Genomic DNA, 10,614 nt, shown 5'->3' with positions numbered 1-10,614 from the left:
ACTGTACATTACTTATAATGACACTTGATGCAGGGCTTGTCTGATATATCCGGCGGCCTGAGCTGGGCGTGGCAACTCATACAACTCCTCCCCTCGATAGTGGCCTCTAGGCAAATATTCGCAGGCAGTACAGGTGCATCTGCCAGAGGCGAGTGGCACCTTGCGCAGTCGTCGGCGGCCAGCCGCGCAACTACGCCGCCGTGCATCTGCATGTGTTTATCCACCGTGTCGAGATAGGGGTGGCACTTGACACACGACTGGTCTAGGAAGTTCTGGATATGTACTGCGTGGCAGACGCTACAAGTCCCTAAGGTTTTTACAACTTGGTCATGAACCTTATGTATTGCCAATCTGCTAGAATCTGCATGACATTTTTTACAGTTCTCTAGCAGATCTCTGTGTGGGTAGTACTTTTCAAAAACTGTCCGCGGCGCTGGAGACTGCGTGACATACGTCCACATTATGTTGAGAATCTTCGCCATATCAAGGTTGTGGCACACCAAACAGCTGTAGGTGGCGTGTGGCTTACTTATATTAGCCACGTAGAACTTCATTGTGTGGCAGATGCTACACTGCACATTTAACGTGGGGGTATACGTAAAGTATGCATAAAAAACTGGTAAAGCCAGGAGAATAGCCAATAGAGCCAATACGACGATTCGCAGAATAAAAACTCTGCTTAGACTCCTCTTCACAAATATACACGTTTAACACAATTTAAATTAATTACTATTAACTGTGTACACAAGTTATAAATCGCTCACAACCTCTAAACGGTTAGACTCGATATGTAGATCAACACCATTTCCCTCTCTAGGTTTAACACCCCCCCCCCACAGCACACACCAGAACTGGCTACTTTTATATCCGGAGCAATCCAGTGGGGCCTAGTGATACAAATCTATCTCTTATAACTCGCCTAAGGCCACGGTAGTCTAACTTGAGTCAGCCAGCCACGTGCTAGCTCTGCTTTGTCACCTCTCTGCGCTCCATCTCTCTCCTTGTCAGAAGGCCTTGGATTATCGCGATGTACATCCTTAGCTTGGGGTAGTAGTCGAGGAGGTCTTCCCTTCCCGTGGCTTCGTACTCCTTATATATGGCCTCCGCTATTTTCTCTAGCTCAGCTACGTCGTCCCAGGTATAGTCTTTTATCTCTTTTCTCAACAGTTTTAACAGCTTTTCTCTGATCTCCTCTGTGTAGTACTTAGACCTGGCGACGGGGATTAAAGCATCCAGCGCGCCGCGTAGAAGCACCGCCTCTGGCTCGGCCACCAGCCCCTTGGCGCTTAGGAAGCGGATGAGCATGTCGCTGTAGCTGTAAAAGGCCCTGGCCAGCGACTTGATCTGGCCACTAAGCACTCCCCCAATGGCCTCGATCTTCTTGTCAAGTCTCATAACCTCGTTTTCTAATCTCACAACCTCATTTTCTAACCTTTCAATTCTTCTTTCTAGTTTTCCAATTTTTTTGTCAAGAGTATAATACAGCGTTATTATGACAACCGCCACCAGCGGTGCCTGGGCTATGAGCGAGCTTAGCACAACGCCTATATCAATCACGTGTAGGTCAGACAGCTATACTTATATACGTTTTTACCACCTCGTAGAGCGCAATAACACAGCCCAGTTGTCAGTAATGATGTCTCAACGTGTCTGAACCCCAGCTATGATGTATAGAGTGCATCCTGCTACATTTTTAAACTTGTGAGTTGTTTTTTATGTGGGCCTCGTCTATGTGGATTTAGTAGTTAAGCATGGGGGGCGCGGTAGATGGGTTAGGGCCCTTGTCGACTCCGGGGCGACCTACACAGTCCTCAGGAGAGACGTTTGGGAGGAGCTGGGCCTCAGGCCGATGGGCGAAATGGAGTTTGTCTTAGCGGACGGCACCGTGGTGAAGAGGGCGGTGTCTGAGGCCTTGATCGAGCTTCCGGGCTACGGCGAGAGGCGCTCCCCCGTCGTGCTGGGGGAGAGCGGGGACGAGAGTATCCTCGGCGTCGTGACGCTGGAGATCTTCGGCCTCGTGCTTGACCCCTTTGAAAGAAAGCTGAGGCCGATGAGAGCACCGATGAAACATCTTTTATTTAAGAGGGCGGGCGCCGGCAGGCTGTTGTTTTTAAACTAGGTTGAGACATATGGCGGCTTTACCGCCCTACATCGTAAAGTTGCTGGAGGAGAGGGGCGTGGATCCGGTTGCCTACGTCACCGAGCTGGTTCTCAGAGAGGTGGACCCCTCTGATAGAGAGAGGCTTTATGAAGAGTCCTCGGAGTATTTCTGGACTGAGGGGCTGTCCCTAGTGGAGAGGGGGGAGCTCAGGCAGGGCGGGGAGAAGATTTGGAACTCCGTGGTTCAGCTCGTCAAGGCGATCGCGGAGAGCCGGGGCTGGAGGCACGACTCCCATAGACTTGTATGGGTTGCCTTGAGGAAAATCGCCGAGGAGTCTGGGGACAGGGAGGTTATAGCCCTCTTCGCCCAGGTGGAGCAGCTCCACGTAAACTTCTACGAGGGCCACCTCAGCCGTGTAGAGGTGGATGTATTTATAGACGCCGCTAGAAAACTTAGAGAAAAGCTGAAAGCGCTGAGAGTAGGACACGCCAGTGGTACAAAGCCAAGCTGAGTGAGGGCTTGGCAAGGCCTAGGCCTCTAACAACGCCGACATACGCGGTCCTACATATAAGAGTTATGAGGTGTAGGACTTGGTAGATGCTGGAGGGTTAGACCACAGATGGCATTTTAGTGGTTTGAACACTAACTTGACAAGACTCAAGCATCGCCGGCGCCGCCAGAGGGTTTGAGTTACAGACTTTGCTGGGCCTCTCTGCTACTTGGGCTGGGACTGTCCATGGCTCTCGGTCTTGCTCTGTACCTGGCCCTTCTCCATCTCTCTCCTCCGTATAAGCCCCCTAATTATTGCGACGTAGAGCATAAGTTTGGGGTAGTACTCCAGTAGATCTTCCCTACCCGTGGCTATGTACTCTTGGTAGATGGCTTTGGCGATCCTCTCTAGCTCAGCCACCTCGTCTCAGGTGTAGGACTCCACGTCTTTGTCTAACAGCTCTAAAAGCCGCCTCCTCACCTCTTCGGTGTAGTACCTAGATCTGGCCACGGGGGTTAGGATCCTCAACGCGCCGCGGAGGAGCACAGCCTCAAACGCCGAGACGACCCCCTTCGTAGCTAGGAAGTCGATTAGGGTATTTTGATAGTTGTAAAACGCAACGCCAAGAGACTTAACGTCGTGTCTCAACTCCTCCACCATGCCCTTCAGCCCCGAGATGCGTCCCCCCAGCTCTGCCTTAACGCCCTCAACTCTCCCATTCAGCTCCTCTCTAACGCCTTTAATTTTTCTATCCACGCCCTCAATCCTCCTCTCAAGCTCATATTTAACGCCATCAATTCTCTTTTCCAATGTGTAGTAGAGCACCACTACCGCCAGCGCTACGAGCGGGGCTTGGGCTATGAGAGAGCTAATATTACGATATCTGCATCAACCACATAAACCACTATCTGCAAATATAAAGGTCTTGAGAGGGGAGATTGAATTATTTCAATCCGCGCCTTTCTACTCTTGCGGAGGTTAGCGCCCCTATCGGAGGGCGCACATAGGCGGGGCCTGGCTTAATCCGCATAAACTTCAGGCCTTGGGGGCATGCTCTTCACAAGGGCGTGGTAGTAGCCAACGGCAGGTCCGCGTCCGGAGGACTGGCGGTCTCCTGGGCAGATTCTGCCCCCGATAGGATCCGCCGCCTTAGGCCCATTTTAAAGAGCCGCCCCGCACAACACGACGCGGGGGACAACTGATGGGCGTAGAGGTACACTCCCTATGAACGGAGGTGTAAATTACCAATTCAATTCCGCCTCGTTAATTCTAGTGACTGGATTAAGTGCGGTCTTTCAACAACTTGGGCACGGCGGCGGTTCTAAATTACACAGAGAGGGCGTAGCACTGTACGCCATCTACAGAATGGCGGAGGGCGAGGGGGCGGTAAGTTGCTTAAATAGTGGCTGGGTTATAGATGTGGGTATTACATTTACAGAGGTGGAGATAGGTGGCAGAAGGTACAGAGCGTTGGTGGACACTGGGTTTAATGGAGAGGTGGCGGTGAGCCGCCGAGTTGCAGAGGAGGCGGGCCTCGCCCCGTTTAGGACGAAGGAGAGGGTGCTGGCAGATGGGAGGATAGTAAAGATGGGTGTCGCGGTTGGTGTGGTAAAAATCGGCGGAGAGGAAACCGAGGCCTTTGTGGAGATTATCGACGAGTTGCCTCTAGATGTGCTTGTGGGCGTGCAGGCGCTTGAAAGGCTGGGATACGTGGTAGACCCAAAGACGGGGAGGATAGAAAAAATTGGACTAATCCTCGTCTGACAAGCCCTAAACCCTCAACAAGCCCTTAGGAGAGGTAAATCGCCGCGTCTTGCAGTGCATATAAGGGGAGTATTTCCAGAGTATCCGCCCTGTTGGAGGGTATAGGAAAAAATAAACCTTTACTCTTCTATTTTCAGAACTTTTAGCCTCGACACAGCCTCTCTCACCTCGTCTACAGACGCCTCGTCTTCTATTGTAGACAAGTCGCCGAGCGGCTCCCCGGTCCAGAGCCGCTTCATAACTCTACGCATGATTTTTCCAGACCGAGTTCTGGGAAGCATATTGACGAACTCCATGCCGGCGAACACCGCGATGGGGCCGAAGGTCTTCCTCACATGTTCTATCAACTCCCTTCTCAAAGCCTCGCTGGGGCTCCAGCCTGGGCGGAGCACGACGAAGGCGGCGATCGCCTCTCCCCTTATTGGGTCGGGCACGCCGACCACAGCCGCCTCGGCCACGGCGGGGTGCGTGAGGAGGGCGGATTCCACCTCTATTGTTCCTATGCGGTGCCCGGCGATTTTTATCACCTCGTCTGCCCTCCCGCCGAACCACACGTAGCCGTCCTCGTCTACATACGCGGCGTCGCCGGTGTAGTAAACCGTCTTCCCCTCAAAGCGCTCCCAGTAGTCGGCCATATACCTCCTGTGATCTTTCCACAGAGTGGGGGTCATTCCGGGGAACGGCTTCTTTATTACCAAGGTGCCTTTCTGCCCGGGCGGTAGTGGGTTGCCCTTCTCGTCCACCACCTCCACCTCCACGCCGGGGATCGGCACGCCGGCGGAGCCCGGCTTGATTTGCATAAACTCCAGGCCTTGGGGCATGTCTTTCACAAGGGCGTGGTAGTAGCCGATGGCGGGGCCGCTGAGCTCGGTCTGCCACCAGTGGTCAATTACTGGGACCCGCTTCTGGAAGGCCTCCTCATACAGCCACCTCCACACCTCTGGGTTAAGCACCTCGCCGGCGGTCACAACCCGCTTGACGCTGGAGAGGTCGTGCCTCCTGGCGTGGTGGGCCCCCAGCCTCATCAACATCCTGGCGGCCGTGGGCGAGGTCCATATCAAGGTGGGGCGGTACTTCTCAACCACCTCCCAAAACACGTCTGGCCTGGGGTGGTCTATGACGCCGTCGAATAAGACTGAGGTCGCGCCCAATATGGTAGGGGCGAAGACTATGTAGCTCTGCCCCACCACCCAGCCTATGTCGCTTGTGTTGAATATCACGTCGTCGCTGGACAGGCCGTATACGAGCAAGGCGCCGTGGATAATCCACACCTGGTAGCCGCCGTGGACGTGGACAACCGGCTTTGGTTTGGCGGTGGTGCCCGACGTCGGCAGGACGAATAGAGGCTCGTTAGACTCTACAAACAGAGGCGAGCAGTCGCCGGCCTTCCCCATTTCGAGAAACTCCTCCAGCCACATGTCGCGGCCCCTATCCATGGGCGGCTCCTTCTCCTCCATTAGGCTCCTCCTCACCACCACCATACGGGGCCTCCACGGCGATATCTTCAGCGCCTCGTCTATATTCTCCTTCAGCGGAACCCTCCGCCCCCTCCTCACAGAGTAGTCTTGTGTAAAGATAATCTTGGGCTCCACAAGCTCGACCCTGTCCGCCACGGCCTTAGGCGAGAAGCCGGCGAACACCGTGCTGGACACCGCCCCTATCCTAGCCGCCGCCAGAATAGCCGCCACCGCCTCCACGGTGTTTGGCATGTAGATAAGGACGGAGTCCCCCCTCCCCACCCCCGCCGCCCTCATGGCCGCGCTGAATCTACACACTAGGTTGTACAGCTCGCCGTAGGTTACCCTCCTCTCTAGACCAAGCTCGGGGTTTACGTAGATATATGCAGTCTTGTCGCCGAATCTACCCACTTTGTAATCCACGGCGCTGTAGCCGGCATTGGTGTAGCCTCCAGTGAACCATCTAAACGGCTGGGGCGGATTCCACTCAAATATCTGATCTGGCTTCTTTGCCCAGTATATCAAGTTAGAGGTCTTCTCTAGAAACTCTCTCCAGTATCCCTCTTGATCTTCTAACCATCTTTTATATACACTGTATTTACTATATACATGTTCCATAATAAAATTATGAATTATAATTTAAAAATTTTCTGTCTGTTTAACCAATAACTTTGACTATGTCTTTTACTGAAAGTACAGCAACGACTCTACCGTCTTCTACCACTGGGAGGTGTCTAATGTTGTACTTAACCATTAGCTCAGCCGCGTCTCTCAGCGTTGCCTGTTTATTTATGGTTATAGGTTTCTCATTCATATAGGCGGAAACTGGCGCGTTGAAGTCGGCTCCCTTTCCTACTAGCTTCATTATGTCGGATTCAGAAATTACGCCTAACAGCTTCCCACCCTCTACGACGGGTAGGAACCCTATGTCGTACTTAACCATCGTGTCCACCGCCTCCTTTAAAGTTGTCTCGGGTCCTACGGATATTAACTCCCTCGGAGCGGCGTCCGCCGCAGTGAAGCGCAGAGCCACCTTCTTCCTAAGAGCGCTCCTTAAAGCCAAAGCCTCGTTAATTAGATCACGGGCCTCAACTATGCCCACCACCTCGTTTCCTCTGCATATTGGCACAGCCCTCACGTTGTACTGCTCCAACGCCACAAATACCTCAGTCACCGGGTGGTCGGCCTGGATGCATGGAACCTTTGTAGCATATTTCTCAGCTGGCTCATCTAAACTAGCGCCAGAGCTCAGAGCCCTTAATAAGCTCCTGGTTCCAAACACACCAACAACGCTTCCAGTCAACACAGCGTACTTAGACCCGGCTTGGAGTAGTCTTGAAACAACTTCTCTTATAGGCGTCGTTGCGGGTAGGGTAACCGTCTTTTTAGCAAACTTCTCTGCTGAGAACTCGGCCCAAATTCTAACGCCGAGGGTCTCAGGCCCCTTTAGCAAATACCACAACGCCATCACCATAGGCACGGCGGTTGACCAGATAAGCGTAGATAAGTATATGTTGTGATTCATTGAGTAGAGCCAAGTAATTACAAAAGGCGTCAATCCGCCGGTGACTCCGTAACCCAAGTTGTAGGCCAGCGACACCGCTGAGAGTCTAATCCTAGCGGGGAATAACTCTAACAAGAAAGCAGACATCGCGCCGCTGTATCCAATGCCGTTGAAAAGCGTCATAGACCAAAACAGTAGCCACAGTGCTGTGAGATTTTTCTGCGGACCAAACTGATCTATTAGCCAGAAGGCTATGGGGAACCACAAGGCGTTGCCATAAATCCCTAGTAGAAGTACAGGCTTCCTGCCGATTTTATCAGATATATATCCAAACAGGGGGTACATCCACAGAGCGGCGTAAGTTGCAGTGGACAAGAGGGCGCTTGCCGTTGCGGCATCTACATATTTCTGAAAGTTAGGGCCAATGTAGTAAGTGTTGAAGAGCTGGTTTGTGTACCAAATCGGTCCGTGGGCCCCCACAACGCCGATCCACGCAAGCAAGACCAGGGGTAGGTAGCGCCGCGAGAATACTTCCCTAATAGGGGCGGAGGTGACCCGCCTCACAGCCTTCAACATGGAAAACACTGGAGTCTCCTTGTAGAATAGGTGCATTACTAACACAATTAGGAAGACAATTACGCCGGCGACTATGAAGTTGAGACGCCAACCCCATGCGTTGTAGGCTTGGCTCCCTAAGTAAGTTGAGAACAGCCAAATCAAAGCGCCAACTGTGGCCATGCCTGCGGCAGGTGTTGTGAAGAGGAAACCAGTGAATAAGCCTCTGCGGTGCTCCGGCACGAACTCCCCAAGATATGTAATAGCGGCGCCGTACCCGCCGCCAAGTGCAAGACCCTGAATTATTCTGAGTAGAAACACCCCTACAGATGCCAATATTCCAATCTCAGCGTAGCCGGGTAGAAGTCCTATACCGAGAGTACCCGCAAGCATTAGAGTCATAGCTGTAATAAACGCCACTTTTCTCCCAAACTGGTCACCTATTTTTCCAAAAATTATGGCGCCTAGTGGCCTAAACAAGAACCCGATAGCGAGAGCTGCAAATGATGCCAACAGCGATGCAATGGGATCAGTCGATGGGAAAAAGACCTTAGCCACGATGCCCGCTAAAAGGGCGTAGGTGTAGAAATCAAGCCACTCCAGAAAAGCGCCTGACCACGCAACCGCGGCAACGCCAGCTACTTGTCTAAAACTGACTTGTACACTCATGCCCTCCCAACCTCTGCCTTCAGCTCCTCGTACGCCTTTTTAGCCTCTTCCACTGACGTCTCATCCTCCAGCGTGGTTACGTCGCCGAGGGGCGCCCCTGTGGCCACCGCCTTCAATAGGCGGCGCATGATCTTGCCGGAGCGGGTCTTGGGCAACTTGGTGACGAAGAATATCTGGGCCGGCTCGGCGATTGGGCCGATGGTCTTGCGGACGTGCTCCCTCAGCTCCTTCCTCAACTCGTCGTTAGGCAACACCCCCTGCTTCAACACCACGTAGGCGATGGGCACCTCACCCTTGATGGCGTCGGGTATACCCACCACCGCCGCCTCCGCCACTGTGGGGTGCGATATGAGCGCCGACTCCAGCTCGTAGGTGCCCAGCCTGTGGCCGGCGACTTTAATCACCTCGTCGGCCCTCCCCAACACCCATATGTAGCCGTCTTGATCCTTTATGGCGTAGTCGCCGGCGTAGAACACGCCGGGGAAGCGGCTCCAGTACGTCTTCACATAGCGCTCCGGGTCGCCCCAGATGCCGTGGAGCATCCCCGGCCAGGGCTTCTTAATCACGAGGTAGCCCTTGACGCCGGGCGGAGCCGGCTTGCCCTCGTCGTCGTATACATCGGCTACGATGCCGGGGAGGGGCGGCCCGTTGGTGCCGGGCTTCATGGGCACTAGGTAGAGGCCCGGGGCGTGGCTGATCATAATAGCCCCCGTCTCTGTCATCCACCAGGTGGAGCCAAAGGCAACCTTCTCATTGCCGAGAACTCTGTAGGCCCACCTCCACGCCTCTGGGTTAATGGGCTCACCCACGGAGTGGATTATGCGCAACGTAGACAAGTCGTGTTTCCTCGGCCACGCCTCTCCATACCTCATAAACATCCTAATGGCGGTGGGGGAGGTGTACAGTATTGTCACCCCATAGCGCTCAATTATCGCCCACCACCTATCCGGCTGCGGGTAGTCTGGCGCTCCCTCATAAATGATTTCAGTTGCCCCCATAATTAACGGGCCAAGCACTATGTAGGTGTGGCCGGTGACCCAGCCTATATCTGCCGTGCACCAGTAAATATCGTCGTCTCTTATGTCGAAGACCCACTTCATCGTTGCGTATGTGTGTACAGCCCAGCCGCCCGTGTCGTGGACAATGCCCTTGGGCTTGCCGGTGGTGCCAGATGTGTAAAGGATAAAGGACGGGTGCTCGCTTTCCACAGGCTCCGGCTCTATGTATGTGTTCGGTGCGATGCCCTGCATCAAGCGGTTCCACCAGTAGTCCCTCCCCTCTGTCATCGGCACGTCCTTGAGGCCGAGGCGCGGGAGCACAATTACGTTCTCCACCCCCGTCGCCTTCTCCAAAGCCGTGTCGACCACCTCCTTCAGCCTCACCACCTTGCCCCTCCTCCAGAAGCCGTCTGCGGTTATGACTATGCGGGACTGTGAGTCGTTGATGCGTTCAGCCAGCGCCTCCGCCGAGAAGCCGGAGAACACGACGCTTGTAATCGCGCCGATTCTCCACGCCGCCAGCATCGTTATGGGGAGCTCCGGAACCATCGGCATGTAGAGAGTAATCCTGTCCCCCTTCTTGACCCCGAAGTTGCACTTCAACATACATGCGACGCGGTTCACCTCCCTGAAGAGGTCGTAGTACGTTAGCTTCCTCCTGTCTGTGGGGTAGCCGTTCTCGTCCACCGGCTCCCCCTCCCACTCAATAGCTAGCTTATTCTTCCTCCAAGTCTTGACGTGCCGATCCACGGCAAGGTAAGAGAGGTTCAGCTTACCGCCAACGAACCACCTGTAGAAAGGCGGATTTGAGGCATCAAGCACCTTATCCCACGGCTTGAACCACTCTAGCTCCTTAGCAACTCCCTCCCAGAAAGTCTCTAAATTCTCTATTGTGTGGGCGTGAAACTTATAGTAAGCATCAACGGGGGTGAGTCTGCTTCTCCATTTTTCATTTATTATATTTTCTCCAAAGGGCAACTCGCCTTCTTTTTCTAAAATCTTTGTCTCCATGAAGTTCTGGTTAGTCAATCTATAAAAGTATTTCTATAATTATTTATTTACTTTATTGGCTAAAC

At 53.5% G+C, this 10,614-nt stretch carries 10 protein-coding genes; 3 read left to right on the top strand and 7 right to left on the bottom strand.

All coding sequences use genetic code 11. From position 1 onward, the window contains the following. Window positions 1-8 precede the first annotated feature (8 nt). Window positions 9-695: a cytochrome c3 family protein gene (locus P186_RS07820; protein ID WP_014288911.1), complete on the bottom strand. Its 687-nt coding sequence runs from the start codon at window positions 693-695 to the stop codon at window positions 9-11. A gap of 265 nt (window positions 696-960) precedes the next feature. Continuing rightward, window positions 961-1,557: a hypothetical protein gene (locus P186_RS07815; RefSeq protein WP_014288910.1), complete on the bottom strand. Its 597-nt coding sequence runs from the start codon at window positions 1,555-1,557 to the stop codon at window positions 961-963. A gap of 160 nt (window positions 1,558-1,717) precedes the next feature. Between P186_RS07815 and P186_RS07810 the strand changes: the two genes are divergently transcribed. Then, window positions 1,718-2,119 carry an aspartyl protease family protein gene (locus P186_RS07810; RefSeq protein ID WP_014288909.1) on the top strand — a complete coding sequence of 134 codons (402 nt, stop codon included), beginning with the start codon at window positions 1,718-1,720 and terminating at the stop codon, window positions 2,117-2,119. A gap of 10 nt (window positions 2,120-2,129) precedes the next feature. Beyond that, complete coding sequence (locus P186_RS07805; RefSeq protein ID WP_014288908.1) at window positions 2,130-2,612, top strand: PaREP1 family protein; 483 nt, start codon at window positions 2,130-2,132, stop codon at window positions 2,610-2,612. A gap of 204 nt (window positions 2,613-2,816) precedes the next feature. On the opposite strand, the gene P186_RS14325 is transcribed toward P186_RS07805, so the two are convergent. Together P186_RS14325 and P186_RS14320 are read right to left on the bottom strand one after the other, a co-directional pair. After that, on the bottom strand, window positions 2,817-3,011 hold the full coding sequence (locus P186_RS14325) for a hypothetical protein (RefSeq protein ID WP_237179372.1): 195 nt from the start codon (window positions 3,009-3,011) through the stop codon (window positions 2,817-2,819). A gap of 6 nt (window positions 3,012-3,017) precedes the next feature. Next, window positions 3,018-3,419 (bottom strand): hypothetical protein, encoded by a 402-nt coding sequence (locus tag P186_RS14320; RefSeq protein WP_237179371.1) that lies wholly within the window; start codon window positions 3,417-3,419, stop codon window positions 3,018-3,020. Window positions 3,420-3,815: 396 nt separating this feature from the next. Between P186_RS14320 and P186_RS14315 the strand changes: the two genes are divergently transcribed. After that, a complete protein-coding gene (locus tag P186_RS14315; protein ID WP_014288907.1) occupies window positions 3,816-4,355 on the top strand; it encodes a clan AA aspartic protease in 540 nt (179 codons plus the stop codon). Between the two features lie 119 nt (window positions 4,356-4,474). On the opposite strand, the gene P186_RS07790 is transcribed toward P186_RS14315, so the two are convergent. Genes P186_RS07790 through acs form a run of 3 tightly spaced genes read right to left on the bottom strand, consistent with a single transcriptional unit; the run spans window position 4,475 to window position 10,549 of the window. Then, window positions 4,475-6,430 (bottom strand): acetate--CoA ligase, encoded by a 1,956-nt coding sequence (locus P186_RS07790; RefSeq protein ID WP_014288906.1) that lies wholly within the window; start codon window positions 6,428-6,430, stop codon window positions 4,475-4,477. 40 nt (window positions 6,431-6,470) lie between these two features. Beyond that, a complete protein-coding gene (locus P186_RS07785; protein WP_014288905.1) occupies window positions 6,471-8,540 on the bottom strand; it encodes an MFS transporter in 2,070 nt (689 codons plus the stop codon). Beyond that, window positions 8,537-10,549, bottom strand: a complete 2,013-nt coding sequence (gene acs / locus P186_RS07780) for an acetate--CoA ligase (protein ID WP_014288904.1) — start codon at window positions 10,547-10,549, stop codon at window positions 8,537-8,539. Before acs ends, P186_RS07785 begins: the two co-directional genes overlap by 4 nt. Between the last annotated feature and the right edge of the window lie 65 nt (window positions 10,550-10,614).

The organism is Pyrobaculum ferrireducens (assembly GCF_000234805.1).
GTDB classification, from domain to species: Archaea; Thermoproteota; Thermoprotei; order Thermoproteales; family Thermoproteaceae; genus Pyrobaculum; species Pyrobaculum ferrireducens.
The sequence above is the reverse complement of the archived record's forward strand: the minus strand, read 5'-3'. Positions and strand labels throughout refer to the sequence as shown.

Coding starts and splice junctions, on each gene's coding strand:
- P186_RS07805 (WP_014288908.1), top strand. CDS start 2,130: ATGGCGGCTTTACCGCCCTACATCGTAAAGTTGCTGGAGGAGAGGGGC.
- P186_RS07785 (WP_014288905.1), bottom strand. CDS start 8,540: ATGAGTGTACAAGTCAGTTTTAGACAAGTAGCTGGCGTTGCCGCGGTT.
- P186_RS14315 (WP_014288907.1), top strand. CDS start 3,816: ATGAACGGAGGTGTAAATTACCAATTCAATTCCGCCTCGTTAATTCTA.
- P186_RS07790 (WP_014288906.1), bottom strand. CDS start 6,430: ATGGAACATGTATATAGTAAATACAGTGTATATAAAAGATGGTTAGAA.
- acs (WP_014288904.1), bottom strand. CDS start 10,549: ATGGAGACAAAGATTTTAGAAAAAGAAGGCGAGTTGCCCTTTGGAGAA.